Raw genomic sequence first — 16,679 nt, 5'->3', positions numbered from 1 at the left:
GAGGAGCCCGATGCCCGCACTCACCCCGGACACCATCCACACCCTGACCGAAACGCTCGCGGATCTCACCGACTACCTGCGCGAGAGCCCCGACCCCGCAGAAGCCCTCGCCCTCGTCGAGCCCCTCCTCGACGAGTACACGGGCCTGCCCGTCCAGCTCGCCGACACATTGCGCGCCCTCGCCCGCGCCGTGCAGGAGAACCCGGACACGCCGCGCACGGCGCAGGGCGACCTTCTGGTCACCGAGCTGCGCACGGCCGCATGGGAACTGGCCGACCAGCACACCCTCCACTACGTGCTGGACGATCTCCGCGATCTGTACGGCAGCTCGCCGACGAGCGAGCAGGGATGCTGCTGGTGCCGCTGAGCGAACGGCAGCTCGCCGCCTTCGCCGACAAGCACGCCACGCAGATCCCGTACGACACCAGCCCCCGCCACCTCGCCGGCCCCGGAGACGCCCGCCACGTCACCCACGGTCTGGCCGCCGCCGGATGGAACGCCGTCTCCGACCCCCTGAGCGCCGAGATCATCCTGGCGAGCCCTGACCTTCGCCACAGGCTGCAGTTCGACCCGCAGTCGCGCACCTCGGCGTGGTGGCGGCTACGGGCGGAGCCCGTCGGCACCGAGCTCGGCTGGTACGCCGAGTTCGGCGAGCACGTCCCCGCCGAAGTCCTCGCCGGCCTCACCGACGCGCTCGTCGCCCAGGCGCCCGCCGAGCCGACGAGCCCGCTGGCCGTGCTGGACGCCGCAGGCTGGCTTATCGACGGCCGCGGAATTGCCTACAGCGATCATCCAAGTTGCAAGGTGGAGCGCCTCCCCGAGAACGGCGCGGGCACGGTGCCCTGGCGCGAACAGGTGCGAGTCGCCTGGCACATCGAGGTGCGCGACCTCCCCACCGACATCGGCAGCCGCGGCGCTCACCTCTGGCACGCCGCCTTCCACAGTCACACGCCCGAGCACCTCGTGACCGCCTTCGTCACCGCGCTCGCCGACCCCGCACCGTTGCAGCGCGGCATGTTCGACCGCACTGCCACCTACGGCGTGACGCAGAAGCCCAGCCCCCTCACTCCTGAGCAGACGGTCCACGCGCACGCCACGCGAGTCAAAGCCCTCCGCGCCCGGGCCCGCCCCACGCGCCGCCAGCAGAAGAACCCCGTGACGGCCCCGGCCCACGCCAGCACCGCGCAGCCGGCCGCTCGCCGCTGAACCGACAGGACCCCTCCCATCTCCCGAGACCACCACACACACCGCGACTTCCTGCGCCACCTCGATCACTACGTGCAGGACAGCAAGAAGATCCTCGACGCCTGGGACGCCTACTCCGACGAGCACACCGACCTCGATGGCTGGCCTCACGACGACCACGCCTACGGCATGCGCAAGAGCCAGCGCGACGCCGACACCGCCGAGGCGTTCGAGACGCTTCGCTACGGCGCCCGGCACCTGCTGGCCACGGCCGAGACACAGCTGGCCCAACTGCCGGAGAACGCGGTCCAGAGCCGCTGGGTCTACCAACTGGGCGTCCTGCACACGGCCCTCGACCGACTCGACGAACTGCACGAGCAGTGGCTGCTCAACCGCGACGCCCTCCCCGCCACCGCCAGGCCCGGCGCGCCGGACTTTGACGACGCCCTCGCCGAACATCACGCCGAATCGTGGAGCTACCTCGACGACTGGGCCACCCACGGCAAAGCGCTCCGAGAAATCAACACCGCAGCCCGCCGGGCCCCTTCACCCCTGGTACCCACACCGGCCCTCACACCCTCCCGGCGAACCGCGGCACGGAAGTGACGATGCCCCCGACGCCCGAGACCGTCGAGGTCGACTTCATCACCCCGCGCCACCTCGCCGGCGGGGGCGATCCCGCCTGGGTCACCGTCCCTCTCCACCGCGCCAGCGGATGGAGTTACGGCGACGACCCCCTGATGCCGCGCGTCCTGCTCTCCAGCCCCGACCAGAAAGCCCTCCTGCGCCTGGAGCCCGATCCCGACGACCAGTGGTGGACCCTGCACCACGCCGCCGAGCCGAACCGGCCCGCCTGGTATGCCAGTTTCGGCGCCCGAACCCCCGTCGAGCTGATCGCCGCCGTCACCGACGCCCTCACCGATCCAGCCGCCCCGGCCTCCGACGCGCCGTGCGACCCGTACCGGACCCTCCGGCAGGTCGGCTGGTCACCGTACGGTGACGACGGCCTCGTTTCCCCCGACAAGACGGCGTACGTCGAGCGACTGGGAACACCTGCTGATCCGGGAGCCTGGTTCGTCACCGTCACCGTCGGCACGCACCAGAAGGTCTGGCAGGCCCGCTTCGGCGCTCACACGCCGCCACCCCTCGTCGCCGCGTTCACCGCCGCGCTCGCCGACCCGAGGCCAGTGCACCGCACCGACAGCGGGCGCAGTCTGCCGACCCTCGCCCCGGACATCGTCACCCGCAAGACCACCGATGTGCTCGCCGTGTACGTCGCCGGCGCGCTGGAAGACCGCGTCCGCTCCCTCAGTGCCCGGCACACCACCACGCCGACGGCCCCGATCCCCTCGCGGCAGGCGCCGCCCAGGCACGGCCGCAGCCGCTGACCCTCCCCTCCCCTCCCCACCCGGAAGCACGTAGCCCTTGCCTCCTTCCTCCTCCAGCAGCAACACCGACGGATACGACCTCGTCCTGCGCCTCCTGCTCGGCGTGCTCGCCGTCGTCGTCCCCCTGTCCCACCTGGCCTGGCTGTCCGGCAACATCACCGCCTACCTCACCGGCACCAACTGGGCCCCCTACCAACCGACCAAGGCGCTGCTCCATCCCGAGCAGGTCTGGCCCGCCGCAGGCGAAACGTCCCTGCTGATCGGCGCCCGCATCATCCCCTTTCTCCTGTTCCTCGCCCTCGGGGCGGGGGCGGGCGTCCTGTGGGCCCGGCACAAGAACCGAAGCGGCGGCCGGAAGAAAAAGATCACCGACATGGCCAAGGCCCGGGACATCGAGCCGCTGATGGCCAAGGCGATCACCGACAAAGCCCGCTCCCTGCGCCCCAGCCTGAAGGACAGCAAGCACATCGACGCGAAGGACACCGGCATCCTTCTCGGCAACCTGCAGCGCACCCGCCACGAGGTACGCATGGGGTTCGAGGACGTCGCCGTCGCGATCATGGCGCCCCGTTCCGGCAAGACCACCTCGCTCGCCATCCCGTCCATGCTCGGCGCACCCGGTCCGGTCCTGCTGACGTCGAACAAGGCCGCCGGAGACGCCTTCACCACCGCCTACGAGGCAAGGGCCCGGGCGGGGGCGGTGTGGACCATGGACCCGCAGCAGATCGCGCACGCCGCCCGCGAGATGTGGTGGAACCCCCTCGCCAGCGCGAAAAACCTGGACGGGGCGAACCGGCTCGCCGGACACTTCCTCGCCGCAAGCGTCGATGCGTCCCAGCAGGGCGACTTCTGGTCGAAGGCCGGCAGCAACATCCTGTCCCAACTTCTGCTGGCCGCAGCGCTCGACGAGCGGCCCATCACCGACATCATGCAGTGGCTCGCCTTCCCTGCCGACCGCACTCCGCTGGACATCCTGCGTGACCACGGTTTCGCCGCGGTCGCCGCTCAGCTCAAGGGGACTGTGGAGGGGCCGCCGGAGACCCGGGACGGCATCTACGAGACCGCCCGGCAGTACGCCTCCGCGCTCCTGAACGCGGAAATAGCCGCGTGGGTGACGCCGCAGAAGGACGTCCCGGAATTCCGGCCGGAGCGGTTCGTCACGTCCACCGACACGCTGTTCCTGCTCAGCAAGGACGGCGGAGGCGGGGCCTCGGCGCTGATCGCGGCGTGCGCCGATTCGGTGATGCGGGCCGCGACCGCGCAGGCCGAACGCGCCGGCGGGCGCCTGGATCCGCCCATGCTGGCGATCCTCGACGAGGCCGCCAACGTCTGCAAAATCTCAGACTTGCCCGACTTGTACTCGCACCTCGGCAGCCGCGGGATCATCCCGATCACCATCCTGCAGTCCTACCGCCAGGGCCAGAAGGTATGGGGGGACGCGGGCATGGACGCCATGTGGTCCGCCTCGACCGTCAAGGTTATCGGCAGCGGCATCGACGACCCCGACTTCGCCGACAAGCTCAGCCGCCTGATCGGCGACCACGACGTGGAGACCACGTCCACCTCGCACTCGGAGTCCGGCAAGAGCACGTCGGTGTCGATGCGGCAGGAACGGATCCTGCCCGCCGACGCGATCCGCGCCCTGCCCAAGGGAACCGCGCTCTGCTTCGCCACCGGCATGCGCGCCGCCATGCTCGACCTCCGGCCGTGGTACCGGGAGCCCGGCGCGGAGGAACTGTCCGCGGCGTCCGCCCGCGCGTCACAAGCAATCACCGCCCGCGCCGTCGCCAAGCACACGCCGACACAGTCCGACTTCGGGAAGGCCGCATGAGCGACGCCCCGCTGCACCTGGTGCCCGTCCGATCACGCCAGGCAAAGGACTTCGTGCGGACCTGGCACCGCCACCACCCGCCGCCCGCAAGGCAGATCTTCGCCGTCGGCGCCGCCAGCCGCGGCGCATCCACACTGGCCGCTCGGATCACCGACGCCCAGCAACTCTCCAGCACCGCCCTGCGGCTGTTTCTCGCCCTCAGCCCACAGGCGTCGCGGCCCTCACCTCCGGACTTGCTGCTCCTGCACCAAGTCGCGCAGATCGCCAAGGCCGCCCAGGACGCCGCCGCCGAATGGGCCGTGCTCCAGCAGGAACTCGGTGCCGAAGAGAACGCAGAGCAACTGGAAGAAGGCGTTCCTGACGGGTGTTCTCCCTGGGCCTGCCGGGGCAGCGAACCGGCGGTTTCGCAGGACGACTTCGGGTTGACCTGTTGATACTTGATCTATTTGCTGGACCGGGTGGTTGGAGCCACGCTCTCAACGTGCTCGGAGCGCGCGACGTAGGTCTGGAATGGGACGAGTGGGCCTGCAAAACCCGCGCTGCCGCGGGACAGTTGACCATTCGGACCGATGTGGCCCGGTATCCGGTCTGGATCTTCTCCGGGCGTGTTCTGGGGTTGATCGCGTCGCCTCCGTGCCAGGCGTGGTCGATGGCCGGCAAACGCCTCGGTCTGCTGGACCAGCCGCTGGTGCACCAGGCGGTCGCGGACCTCGCCGCCGGCCGGGACACCCGCGAGCAGCTGCTGGGCGCCTGCCGGGACGAGCGCTCGCTTTTGGCCGCCGAGCCCATGCGCTATCTGCACGCCCTCAACGCCACGGGCGAGCCCGAGTGGGTGGCCATGGAGGAGGTCCCTGACGTCCTTCCGCTGTGGCGGCAGTACGCGGCCATCCTGCGTACCTGGGGCTTCTCGGTGTGGACCGGGATCTTGAACGCGGCCGACTACGGGGTACCACAGACGAGGCGGCGGGCGATCCTGCTCGCCTCCCGTATCTCAACCGCTCAGCCGCCCCCGCCGACGCACGCCCAGGTCGCCGAGCCGGAGTCGTTGTTCGGGCCGGGCCGCGCCCGCTGGGTCAGCATGGCCCAGGCCCTGGGCTGGGGCGCCACCGACCGGCCCGTGCCCACCGTCTGCGCCGGCGGCGGACCCGGCGGCGGGCCCGAGCCGTTTCCCTCCGGCTCCCGCAAAACCTTGTCCGACGCCCGCGACCGCGGCACCTGGACCCCCAGGCTGGAGCGCCCCGTCCCGCAGCCTCGCAACGGAGGGCCTGGGCAGGCAGCCAGGCACGGCACCCCGCACTGCCGGGCTGCCGACCGCGCTGGGCCAGCCTGCAGCACTGATGCACAGCGCTGGGCGTGGTCCCTGCGGAGCAACAACCAGGCCAACGCCACCGTCCGCCGTGCGGACGAGCCGGCCGGGACGCTGTTCTTCGGGCACCGCGCGAACGAATGCACCTGGGTCGCCGAACCCGCCGCCCCAGGACCACAGCATGCGCCGACCTTGGTGATGCCGGAGCCGATCCGGATCACCGCCCGCGAGGCCGGGATCCTCCAGTCCTTTCCCGCCGACTACCCCTGGGCTGGCAACAAAGGCCAGCAGTTCTCCCAGATCGGCAACGCCGTTCCGCCACGCCTCGCCGCCCACCTTCTGGCACCGCACCTCGGCAAGACCCTCACCCCCGACGACTTCGCCCTGGCTGCCTGACAGCTGCGTGCCCGCGCTCTGCCCACGCCACGATCACCAAAGGGCACCCCTATGAACCACTCCACTCCCTGGTCCTCGGCACTGGCACACGCCCTCACTGCTGCCGGGCGAGGGCTGGCCGTCTTCCCTCTCGGGCCACTCAAGCAGCCAGTCATCCGCAACCCCCACCCCGACCGCGACTGTCGCGGCGGGTGCGGGCAGTTCGGCCACGGCGTCCACGACGCCTCCACCGACTCCGACACCGTGCGGGCCTTGTTCCGGGCCGCCCGCCGCGCCACCGGCTACGGCATCGCCTGCGGACGCCCCCCACACCACTTGATCGGACTCGACCTCGATCGCAAGAACGGTCTCGACGGCATCACCACCCTCACCTACCTGGCCACACAGAATGGCTTCCACCTCCCGGATACCGTCACCATCGCCACCCCGAGCGGGGGCCGCCACCTCTGGCTCGCCGCACCCCCAGACGCGGCCATCCCCAACTCGGCCAGCCGTCTGGGCCCCGGCATCGACGTCCGCGGCAGCGGCGGCTACCTGGTCGGCCCCGGCTCCGCCAGCCCGAAGGGCGCCTACCAGACGCTTCCAGGCCACCCCAGCGACCCCGCCCCGGCACCATTGGCGCTGCTGCGCCTCATACAACCATCCCGGCCTCCGGTCGCGACCCCACCGGCGCGCAGCATCGGGCCCCGCAGCATCGAACCCCTCGTGCGCTTCGTACGCGACTCACCGGACGGACAGCTCAACAACCGCCTGTACTGGGCGGCCTGCCGCGCCTACGAAGCAGCCAACGAACCCGACGCCGCCGCCGATGCCCTGCTTCAAGCCGCCATCGACGCCGGCCACCCCGAACGCGGCGCCGCCCGCACCATCGCCAGCGCACGCAATCGCGCCCACCCCAGCCCTGTAACCAGGCCCGCGGCGCCCAGGCCATCACGACCTGCGTCCCGAGCCCTCCATGCCCCGCTCCAGCCCTGACCCCTTTGGCCACCTCGACAAGCGCCCCAGGGTCGGGTCCTCTCATCGCCGCGCGCCTTCACGGATCTGGCAGCGCGGGAGTTCATGGATGACCTGGTCCGTCCCGTCGTCCCGCCAGGCGGCGAAGTAGTAGTACGTCGCGCTCTTCTGCGGCAGGTAGCACGGGAGAGGTAAGTGGATCGACTTGCCTTATGGGTGATGCGGGAGCTACCTTCAGAAGGTGAGTCCATCGACTTACCTTACGACTCGGCAAGGAACAATGAACATGACTCGTCTTGCGGGCAAGCGTGCCCTCATCACCGGCGGCACGAGCGGGATCGGTCTGGCGACCGCGCAGCGTTTCATCGCGGAGGGGGCCGACGTGCTGGTCACCGGCGTCACCCCGGCCAGCATCGACAAGGCGCGGCAGATCCTCGGGGACAAGGTGCCGGTGGTGCAGGCCGACGCACGCGATCTCGATGCGCAGCGCGGCCTGGCCAAGCAGGTGCGTGAGCACTTCGGGGAGCTGGACGTGGCGTTCCTGAACGCCGGCGTCTCGGACTGGCGGGCGTTCGAGGACCACACGGAGGACAGCTACGACCGGCTCTTCGACATCAACGTCAAGAGCGTCTTCTTCCTCACGCAGGCCCTGGTGCCGGTGCTGGCCAACCCGTCCTCGGTCATCCTCAACGCGTCCGCCAGCGTGCACGGCGGCTACGGGCAGGCGAACGCCTATGCTGCGACGAAGGCGGCTGTCAGCTCCCTGATGCGGTCGTGGAACGCGGACCTGCTCAAGTCGCACGGCATCCGGTTCAACGCGGTCAGTCCCGGCCCGGTGGACACCCCGCTCTACTCCAAGCTCGGGATCGAGGACCCCGCGGTGCAGGCGGCGGTCTTGGAGGGGATCAGCGCCGGCATCCCGCTGGGTCGCATGGGACTGCCGGAGGAGGTCGCGGAAGCCATCGTGTATCTGGCCTCCGATGTCTCCGCCTTCGCTGTGGGCCAGGACCTTATCCTGGACGGAGGCCAAACCGTCCTCTGACAGCAAGGACGCGGCCGGGAGATGGGCGAGAGGCGTGGGTATGTCGGTGGCGGGCCGAGCGGAAACCGGTGGCGACACGTGCCAGACCGGGTATCACGCGCAAATCAAAGAGGAGAACCGCGCGCGCATCATCCGCGCCGCCCGCGACCTCTTCCTCGCCCGGGGATACGACAAGACCTCCCTCGCCCAGATCGCCAGGCAGGCCCGTGTCTCCACCGGCACCCTCTTCAAGCGGTACCCCACCAAGGCAGCACTGTTCGCGGCCGTCACCTCCGAGCAATGGCAGCTGGATGTGGAGTACGCCGCGCCGCCCCCGCCCGGTGATCCCCGGTTCGGTCTGGACCACATCGGCCGCGACTACGCCTGCCTGGTCGCGCGGCCCGGCACGGCAGCGCTGTGCCGCCTCATCATCACCGAACTTCCCCAGATGCCGGAACTCGCCGACATCGTCGGCACCGGCTTCGCCATCGACCGCGGACCCTTCTTCGACCGGCTCCGCGACTACCTGGACGCCGAAGCACAGGCCGGCACCCTCGACTTCCGTTCGGCCGACGGACAGCCCCAGTCGGCATCCGCAGTGGCCGAACAGTTCCTCGGCATGATCTGCAGCCAGCTCCTGTGGCCTCAACTCGTACGGACCGACTTCGTCCCGCCCGACCCCACCGACACCACGATCGTGGACGAAGCCGTTGCCCTCATGCTCAACCGCTACAGCCCCGGACCACCGGTTCAGCTGCCATAACCCCGATACGTCCCCCTACCGGGACAGGTGCTGCACGTGCCCTCCCGGTACCGCTGGCGTACACCTCCGGCGTTGTGCCCGGTGACGCGAGCATCGACCAGTGATCGACGAGATCCTCCAGCACGTGCGAACCCGGGGCGATGCCTGCCCTGCTGCGACGGTGCTGACCTTCTGACCGATGGAGGTTTCACATGTCCCGATCCCAGCGCGACGCCCTGGATGCCATGCTCCGTTCCGCCCCCGGAGCGAGACGCCTCCCACTGTGGCGGAACAACGCAGCGGATTCAGCGCAGTTTTCACCCGACCCTCGCCCACGAGACCGGCACGCGCCAGGCCCGGCCGGGCCGCGAGCACCAGACCCGCCTCGCCGCCAAAGGGCCGGCAACTCCGGCGGTCACGGCCAGCCGCCCCGTCAGCCGTTCGCGCTGATCATCGGCCCGCACGAGCGGGGCAACATAGCGCGGGATCGCCGGTTGGCCAAACCGGCGATCCCGCGGACCATAGATAGTCCACCGCCACCCCCTGCCCGACCGTCGAAAGGCCCACGCCCACGACCGCAGATACAGCACGAAGCGCAGCCCGCCAGGTGACAGGCAGCGGCATCGACTCACGCCGCCGCGTAGCTCGCCCGGAACAGATCCTGCGCCCGCTCCACGTCCCTCGGCGTACGAAGCTGGACCTCCAGGTCGCCCGTCCCGTGGTGGCCGAGACCGGACACGTCCCGGGTGAAGCCCGGAACGAGGTCGACGTCCTTCGGGTCGACCTTCAGGTAGACCAGGAGCTTGGTGCGCTGCGGCGGGCACAGGCAGGCGAAGTTCCGCAGCCGCTGATAGGCCCGGTAGGTCTTGCGCTCCACGCGGTTCACGCCGTCCCCGAGCCCGAGCAGAACCTCGTCGACAGCGTTCGCCAACTCCATCATCGCCGCACCCTGGACATCGGCCGCTGCCCGGGCAACTGGCTGCCGCCGTGCCCGGCGGGCCACCTGCATGCCGCCGCTCACGGAGGCCACGGTCTCAAGCCCGAGCAGGTCGCTGCCGAAGAGCCGGTAGCGGACCAGGTCGATCGACCTGCGGTGCTCGCGTACGGCGTGCACGTCGTAGCGGGTGAAGTCGCCGGCGATACAGATCAGGCGCGGGCCGCTCCACAGCACCTGGGACGCGGCCGTTGCTCCGAGCCGGTCGCGGACCAGGTGCTCGAACTCGGCCCGGTGGTCCATCAGCCACGAGAGGTAGAACAAGCCCTGGTGGATGACGCCGGGATCGACGCCGCGCTTGGTCTCGACGATGACCGGCGACCCGTTCTCGTCCAACCCGAGCAAGTCGATTCGGCCCCCGTGGACCGGCCCGGTGCTGTACTCGCTCGCCAGGAACCGGGCGCCCAGCAGCGTCTCCATGTGCGCCTCGACGAGGCCCTGCACATCAGCCTCAACCTCAGCAAGACGCGGCGTGACCTCAGTCACGCCGCCATTCGTCGTGTCCGTGCGAAACAGCTTCAGGCCCGACACCTTCCCCTCCTCGGCTCGGAGATCACCAACGCCGCTGGAGTGCGGGATTGTTTCCGCGAGAGGCTACGGAGGCGTGAAGATGGTGTGAGATCCTACGTACGGCCCGGCCGGAGAGCGCTCGCGTCCCCCGATCACCGGGAATCCGTGATTCCCCCATACGTCCCCCGCGACCCGGGGGACAGCGCCCGGAAGCTGCGTTTACGCAGGTCAGCCCCCGTAGCTCAGTGGATAGAGCACGTGCCTTCTAAGCGCCTGCTCTGTCGCGCACAGTCGCCCGCAGGGCCGATCACCCTACGAGAGAACTCAAGGCTATTCAGCAATGAGAACGAGGAAACTCGCTGCGGATACCCAATACCACGTCCTCCCTCGCGCTGATGCCATTTCGCCAGCAGCCCGGACTGCGGGGATTCTATTTCAGCGGGCTCTTCGCTGCACGATGGTCCGGGTGCGCGCGCCGAGTTGGCCTCGTCATGCCGGGCAGTCGACTGAATACACCTGCGGGTCTACAACAGACAGAGTCGAAAACTCCCCGATTGTATCCAGGGCTAGAAGCCAAACCGCTCTGCAGTGGACCTTGCGGGCCGCTTCCAGCCACTCGCGACGTGAGACAACGTCTGCCGCTCGGAGGCTGGTTCCTGGCAGGCCGACTACAGGGGCGTCGACCTCGTCGGGAGCTTTCCTAGAGCTGGGACCTTTCCTCTGGGGCAACTGCCACCAACCCGCTTGATTGTCAGAGGGATTGGCTACGATGGTTGCAGTTGTCGAGATCTCGGAAGGCAGGGTGCGTCGATGCAGGGAGTCAGCTATCGCGGCGGGATGACCGCGAGCCTATAGGGGCGCCTGGCCGGCGCTCTCCTATGGCGACGCCCGTTGGGCGGCGACGCCGTGACCCCGATCCGGCGGTGGGTTGACACCTGCCCCGGCTCTGTGACGGCGCTCTGTCGAAGTTCCGGAGGGCTCCCTTGACTGCACCCGCTTCTACCTGCGACCACCGCATCTACCACGTTGTCGTCGTAGCTCTGACCTCCATGGTCACTGGGCTCGCCATCGGGATCGGCTCCGCCGTTCTCGGGCAGGCTCCGTTCACCGCTGCCGCGTCCGGTGCGGCTGCCCTGGCATTCACTTTTGGTGCAGGCATGAGCGTGGTTACGCACGTAAGCAAGCACCGGTAGCAAGGCCCTCGCACGGGGCTGCCCATCGGGGCCGCCCCAGGAGCGCTCGGCCTGAACGGTCCGCGCTGTCGGTGGGGTGCCATGGCGCTGCCGGGTCGACCTTGGCGTCTACCTGTCACCGAGAACTGCGGCCTGCAAAGCCGTAGCGCTGCCGCGTGACGCCATGCTCGCCATGAAGCGGGATTCGGAGCGCCACGCGAGGTACCCCTGGGCCGATCGGCCAGGCCGTAAGTCCTTTGTCATAACGAATTCGCCCCACTCTGGTTGTCAGTCCCGCCCACTAGAATCGCGCCCGAGGGTCGAGCCTGGCTTCCTGAACGAGTCGACAAGAAGGCAGCAGGCAAAAGCACCCGCGAGCAGACAGAGACGGGGACGGGGAGCCGCATGCTGGATGGCCGGTGGACGACGGTCACCGAGTCCGGGTACGAGCACGAGCGCCGAGGTCTTGAGGCGATCCGCAAGCGCTTGCTGGACGAGGAGCCGTGGCGGGCCTGGTCGAACTTCTCGTTCACCGCGAACAGCGGGCACGTCCGCGAAGTGGACCTTCTGGTGGTCGCGCCGGCCGGAGTCTTCCTGGTTGAGCTGAAGGACTGGCACGGCTCAGTCCACGGCGGTGGCAATGACTGGGTGCAGACCACGCCCAACGGCACCACCCGTCGGCATGGCAATCCCCTGCATCTGTCGAACCAGAAGGCCAAGGAGTTGGCGGGCCTGGTCAACGGGGTCGCCGGCCGTCCAGGGGACCGGTCGCGGATCTGGGTCGGTGAAGCGGTCTGCTTCACCGACGACCGGCTGCAGGTACAGCTTCCGGCAGCCGACATGAACGGTGTCTTCACCGTCAAGAAGCTGGTGGAGATGCTGGCCGTGCCGCCCGGCGACGGTCGTCGCCGGATCACTGCCGAGACGTCCCGCCGAGTCGACGCGGCCCTGAAACAGCTCCGCATCGCGCCGATCCGCCGCCAGCACGATGTGGGCTCCTATCTCCTGGACGCGAAGGCGTTCGACTCCGGGCCTACGTGGGCCGACTATCTGGGCCGCCACTCTCAGCTGCAGGACCTGGCGCGGGTGCGGGTCTTCCTTAGTGAGCGCGGGGCCTCCGACGAGGAGCGGCGCTCGGTGGAGCGGGCCGCCGCCCGTGAGGCCGCAATTCTCAGCCGGTTCAAACACCCGGGCGCCGTACAGCTGAAGACCTATCTACCTTCGGGTCATCCGGCTGGGCCGGCGATTCTCTTCGACTACCACCCGGAGACCCTGCGCCTGGACGACTATCTGGTGCAGCACGGAGAGCGCCTCGACCTGCAGGGCCGACTCGCACTGGTGCGGCAGCTGGCGGAGACGGTGCGTTCCGCCCACTCGCGGCGGATCCATCACCGGACGCTGTCCGCACACTCGGTGCATGTGATTCCGCGTGACCGCGGTCCACGTGGGCGGGAGCTCGGCGAGGAGCAGCGTTGGCTGCGGCCGTGGCCGCAGATCGCGGACTGGCAGATCGCCACCGGGCAGAGCGTGAGTCGTGGCCGGCCGCTGACTCTGGCTCCGACGAATGTGTCGGGCGTCCATGTCTCGGGCCAGGCCGATCCGTATCTGGCACCGGAGCTGAGGATCCCGAAGGCCGATCCGGTACGGCTCGATGTGTACGGCCTCGGTGTGCTCACGTATCTGCTGGTCACCGGGCAGGCACCGGGTGCGAGCCAGAGCGAGGTCATGGCGCGCCTGGAAGGCGGCGAGACTCTGCGTCCGAGCGCGCTGGTCGACGGACTGCATCCGGATGTCGACGATCTGGTGGAGGCTTCCACCGCATACGAGCCGGGACGGCGGCTGTCCACCGTCGACGACTTCCTGGAAATGCTGGAGTACGTCGAGCAGGCGTTCGTCGAGGAGATCGCGGACAGCTCGGACGCTGCGGCCGGCGCAGGTGGGGATGGGAACGGCGGGTCGGCTGCGAGCGACGGCGAGGAGCAGACCAAACCGGAGAAGGATCCGCTGGAGGCAGTGGCCGGGGATGTGCTGGGCAGGCGCTGGGAGGTCGTTCGCCGACTCGGTACGGGCTCGACTTCGCGGGCGTTCTTGGTGCGGGACCTGGAGGGCGAGCCGCGGCGGAGCGGCGCCCTGCCGGTGGCAGTGCTGAAGGTCGCACTGAGTGAGGCCAAGCATACGGTCCTGGACCGCGAGGCGGACGTCCTGGGCCGTATCCACCGGGACTCCAGCATCATCGCGCTGTACGAGCGGGAGCCGCTCACGCTGGCCGGGCGGCGAGTTCTGGTCCTGGACTACGTCGGCGACAGCCGGGAGTTGAAGGACCAGGACGCGAGCGCCGACAAGGGGCCGCGCCGCCGTGAGGACACCGTGGCCCGCCAGCTGCGGGACAACGGCCGCCTGGGCATGGACCAGTTGGAGGCGTACGGGAAGTACCTGTTCGGCGCGGTAGAGCACCTGGAGGCCGAGGGCATCTGGCACCGGGACCTGAAGCCGGACAACATCGCGATCCGCATCCGCCCCAACGGCACCCGCCAGCTGGTGCTGATCGACTTCTCACTGGCCGGATATCCCGCGAAGGAAATCGAGGCGGGCACCGAGGGCTACCTCGACCCCTTCGTCGGGATCATCACACGCGGATCGTACGACGGGCATGCCGAGCGGTACGCGCTGGCCGTGACGCTGCACGAGATGGCGGCGAACGAATTGCCCCGCTGGGGCGACGGTTCGGTCACCCCGCGACAGACGGATGCGAAGGAGTGGCCATTTCCGCAGCTCGCAGCCGACGCCTTCGAACCGGCCGTCCGCGACGGACTGGTGGCGTTCTTCCGCAAGGCTCTGGCCCGGGACGTGAAGGACCGCTTCTCGGACCTCAAGCCGATGGAGCGTGCCTGGCAGCGCATCTTCCTGGATGCACAGCGCACGACGGCGCCAAGCTCTGGGCACAGTGAGAAGCCGAGTCGCGGTGCGAAGGGCGGTGCCGACGCGGTCGCCCAGCCTGCGACGGAGCCTCGGATCGGGCGGGAGGACGACGACGTCTCCGCCGAGCAGGTCCGCGACCAGCAGGCAGAGCGCGCCGACCGGAAGACGCCACTGTCGGTGGCCGGTCTGACGGTCTCCGCACAGTCGCAGCTGTTCGCGATGGGGCTCAACAACGTCGGGGACGTCCTGGAGTACTCGGCCAAGAAGTTCCTCACCGCACCGGGCATGGGCTCGCGCACCCGCGAGGAGATCCAACGCCGGCAGAAGGAGTGGAACGTCCGGCTCGGCAAGGCTGCACCCTCACCGCTGAGCGCAGCAGCCCTCAAGGCTGCAAACCAGGAGCGCACCGCCCTGGAACGGGCAGCCGCCGACGCAATCGCCGCGGCCGGTGTGGACGTCACTGCCCCGCAGGTGCTGAGCGGCCTGAGCCTGGACGCGCTCGCCGCTCGTCTGGTGCCGAGGCCGTCCGGTGGCAACGCCCGTTCCAACGCCAAGGAGCGTGAAGCCGTACGCCTGCTCCTTCGCCTGCCCGACGACGAGGGGCGACTGCCCGGCGGCCTCGCGTGGGTGCGCCAGCGGGACGTCGCCGAAGCCGTGGGCCTGACCGCAGGCCGTATCCCGCAGATCGTGAAGAAGGCACGCGAGCGCTGGTACGAGGATGCCGCCCTCGGGCTGCTGCGCGATGAGCTGGTGGAGCTGCTCGCCGAGCGCGGCCGGGTCGCTCCGGTGATCGAACTTGCCGATGCACTGATCGTCCGGCGCGGCACCCAGCACGTGGAGCGGCGCGACCGGCGTGCGCTCGCGCTCTCTCTGTTGCGGGCGTTGGTGGAACGCGAGAGCCGAGCGCTGGTGGAGCGCGAAAGTGGGGACGACGAGTCCCCGCAGCTCTTCCGCTACTTCCACGCTCGGATGCCCAAGGGCGCCGACCCGGTGATCGGCCTGCTCGCCCTGGACGTCCGGGAGGGCGTGGACGGGCCGGACACCCCATCACTGCCCGCCCTGCAGGAGTACGCGCTGAACCTGGGCGCACGTGCCGACCGGCTCGCGGCGCTCGAGTCCCTGCCGACGGCGAGTACGGTCCTCACCGAACTGGACGCGGTGCGCCGGCCGCTGGGCAGCCTGGGCTGGGATGAGCGGCGCACCGCCGAGATCGCGGTCGCCGCCTCGACCCGAGCCGCGCTCACCCCGCGCCTGGAAATCTACCCGCGCGACCTGGACCTGGTACGCGCGCTGAGGATCACCCAGGCCGGTGTGGTCGCCGTGCAGCCCGGCGTCGAGGAAGACCGCCTTCCGGGCCTGACCGTGGACGCTCTGCACAAGCGGGTCGCGACCCGCTTCCCCGACCTGGGTACGGATCCACTGGTGCCGCGCGAGCTGCCCACGGGAAGCGCCCTGGTCCGCGCTCTCAAGGAGGCCGGCTTCGAGCTGAAGCTGGCCACCCGCTACGACAAGGTCCTGCGTCTCGTCCCTGACCGCCGGTCCGGGGACGCCACCGCCGGGCTGACTTCGGCGAGTTGGGGCGCCTCAGCAGCACGTCGCTCCGCACCCACCCAGTACGACGCGGACGCGGCCGTCGCCGCCGCCGTCAAGGCCAACCAGCGGCTTACACACTCGGCGCGACAGGACGGCTTCCGGGTCCTCACCGTGCCACAGCGACGGGCCGAGGACGCGGTGCGCTGGCTGACCGGTGAGCCGTTCGGCGCTCGGCCGGTATCCCTGACTGGGCTGTTCGTGGACGAACTGCGCAGCGTGGTCGGCGAGGCTGCCCGTCCCACCTGGGAGACCGTCCTCAAGGCGGACGCCGCCGAACCGGGCAGTCGGCCCCATCAGCAGCTGCGCATCCGCACCGACAAGGCGTGGGGGCGGATCGAGCCGCGGCTGCGGGAGCGGCTGGCGGAGGCGCGCGGTCCGCTGCTGCTCACCGACACCACGGTCCTGGCTCGGTACGACGCGCTGGACCTGCTGGGGCGGCTCGCGGAGGAGGCACGGCAGGGCGGCAACCCGCTGTGGCTTCTCGTCGCACAGTCCGATCCGGCACGGGCGCCGCGGTTGGCCGGGCAAAGTGTTCCGTACCAGGCGGGGTTCGACGAGTGGATCGTCGTGCCGGATGCCTGGGTCGCCCGCAAGCACCTCGCACTTGACGCCTGACCCTCGTCCCCTGATCTTCTTCCGCTCTCTCCCACTCTCCACAGGAGCCGTAC

General features: G+C 69.7%; 12 protein-coding genes and 1 pseudogene. 11 read left to right on the top strand and 2 right to left on the bottom strand.

Annotated features, from left to right (window positions below; translation table 11 throughout):
• The first annotated feature begins 10 nt into the window (after positions 1-10).
• The 8 genes from OG747_RS40680 to OG747_RS40645 all read left to right on the top strand — a co-directional run bounded on the left by OG747_RS40680 (position 11) and on the right by OG747_RS40645 (position 7,081).
• The gene (locus OG747_RS40680) at positions 11-367 is read left to right on the top strand and encodes a hypothetical protein (protein WP_405884352.1); all 357 of its coding nucleotides are present in this window, start codon (positions 11-13) and stop codon (positions 365-367) included.
• Positions 349-1,206: a DUF317 domain-containing protein gene (locus OG747_RS40675; protein ID WP_405884351.1), complete on the top strand. Its 858-nt coding sequence runs from the start codon at positions 349-351 to the stop codon at positions 1,204-1,206. Before OG747_RS40680 ends, OG747_RS40675 begins: the two co-directional genes overlap by 19 nt.
• Positions 1,207-1,278: 72 nt before the next feature.
• Positions 1,279-1,791, top strand: coding sequence for a hypothetical protein (locus OG747_RS40670; protein ID WP_405884350.1), 513 nt, complete (start codon positions 1,279-1,281; stop codon positions 1,789-1,791).
• 2 nt (positions 1,792-1,793) lie between these two features.
• Positions 1,794-2,573, top strand: a complete 780-nt coding sequence (locus tag OG747_RS40665; RefSeq protein WP_405884349.1) for a DUF317 domain-containing protein — start codon at positions 1,794-1,796, stop codon at positions 2,571-2,573.
• Between the two features lie 37 nt (positions 2,574-2,610).
• Complete coding sequence (locus OG747_RS40660; protein WP_405884348.1) at positions 2,611-4,404, top strand: type IV secretory system conjugative DNA transfer family protein; 1,794 nt, start codon at positions 2,611-2,613, stop codon at positions 4,402-4,404.
• A complete protein-coding gene (locus tag OG747_RS40655; protein ID WP_405884347.1) occupies positions 4,401-4,838 on the top strand; it encodes a hypothetical protein in 438 nt (145 codons plus the stop codon). Before OG747_RS40660 ends, OG747_RS40655 begins: the two co-directional genes overlap by 4 nt.
• Positions 4,835-6,106, top strand: a complete 1,272-nt coding sequence (locus tag OG747_RS40650) for a DNA cytosine methyltransferase (protein WP_405884346.1) — start codon at positions 4,835-4,837, stop codon at positions 6,104-6,106. The genes OG747_RS40655 and OG747_RS40650 overlap by 4 nt, the downstream gene beginning before the upstream one ends.
• A gap of 51 nt (positions 6,107-6,157) precedes the next feature.
• Positions 6,158-7,081 carry a bifunctional DNA primase/polymerase gene (locus OG747_RS40645; protein WP_405884345.1) on the top strand — a complete coding sequence of 308 codons (924 nt, stop codon included), beginning with the start codon at positions 6,158-6,160 and terminating at the stop codon, positions 7,079-7,081.
• Between the two features lie 45 nt (positions 7,082-7,126).
• Here OG747_RS40645 and OG747_RS40640 read toward each other — a convergent pair.
• A pseudogene (locus tag OG747_RS40640) lies at positions 7,127-7,249 on the bottom strand (IS5/IS1182 family transposase); the annotation flags it as partial.
• A 97-nt stretch (positions 7,250-7,346) separates the two neighbouring features.
• On the opposite strand from OG747_RS40640, the gene OG747_RS40635 reads away from it, so the two are divergent.
• Together OG747_RS40635 and OG747_RS40630 are read left to right on the top strand one after the other, a co-directional pair.
• The gene (locus tag OG747_RS40635; RefSeq protein ID WP_405884344.1) at positions 7,347-8,102 is read left to right on the top strand and encodes an SDR family oxidoreductase; all 756 of its coding nucleotides are present in this window, start codon (positions 7,347-7,349) and stop codon (positions 8,100-8,102) included.
• A gap of 40 nt (positions 8,103-8,142) precedes the next feature.
• Positions 8,143-8,844, top strand: coding sequence for a TetR/AcrR family transcriptional regulator (locus tag OG747_RS40630; RefSeq protein ID WP_405884343.1), 702 nt, complete (start codon positions 8,143-8,145; stop codon positions 8,842-8,844).
• Positions 8,845-9,451: 607 nt separating this feature from the next.
• Here OG747_RS40630 and OG747_RS40625 read toward each other — a convergent pair.
• Positions 9,452-10,348, bottom strand: coding sequence for a DUF5655 domain-containing protein (locus OG747_RS40625; protein ID WP_405884342.1), 897 nt, complete (start codon positions 10,346-10,348; stop codon positions 9,452-9,454).
• Positions 10,349-11,904: 1,556 nt separating this feature from the next.
• Between OG747_RS40625 and pglW the strand changes: the two genes are divergently transcribed.
• Positions 11,905-16,626, top strand: coding sequence for a BREX system serine/threonine kinase PglW (gene pglW, locus OG747_RS40620; RefSeq protein WP_405884341.1), 4,722 nt, complete (start codon positions 11,905-11,907; stop codon positions 16,624-16,626).
• Positions 16,627-16,679: the final 53 nt, after the last annotated feature.

Source organism: Streptomyces sp. NBC_01384 (assembly GCF_045040035.1).
In the GTDB taxonomy this organism is placed as follows: Bacteria; Actinomycetota; Actinomycetes; order Streptomycetales; family Streptomycetaceae; genus Streptomyces.
This window is presented reverse-complemented; position numbering and strand designations above follow the sequence as displayed.

Coding starts and splice junctions, on each gene's coding strand:
- OG747_RS40630 (WP_405884343.1), top strand. CDS start 8,143: ATGTCGGTGGCGGGCCGAGCGGAAACCGGTGGCGACACGTGCCAGACC.
- OG747_RS40645 (WP_405884345.1), top strand. CDS start 6,158: ATGAACCACTCCACTCCCTGGTCCTCGGCACTGGCACACGCCCTCACT.
- OG747_RS40635 (WP_405884344.1), top strand. CDS start 7,347: ATGACTCGTCTTGCGGGCAAGCGTGCCCTCATCACCGGCGGCACGAGC.
- OG747_RS40665 (WP_405884349.1), top strand. CDS start 1,794: ATGCCCCCGACGCCCGAGACCGTCGAGGTCGACTTCATCACCCCGCGC.
- OG747_RS40680 (WP_405884352.1), top strand. CDS start 11: ATGCCCGCACTCACCCCGGACACCATCCACACCCTGACCGAAACGCTC.
- OG747_RS40675 (WP_405884351.1), top strand. CDS start 349: ATGCTGCTGGTGCCGCTGAGCGAACGGCAGCTCGCCGCCTTCGCCGAC.
- OG747_RS40655 (WP_405884347.1), top strand. CDS start 4,401: ATGAGCGACGCCCCGCTGCACCTGGTGCCCGTCCGATCACGCCAGGCA.
- pglW (WP_405884341.1), top strand. CDS start 11,905: ATGCTGGATGGCCGGTGGACGACGGTCACCGAGTCCGGGTACGAGCAC.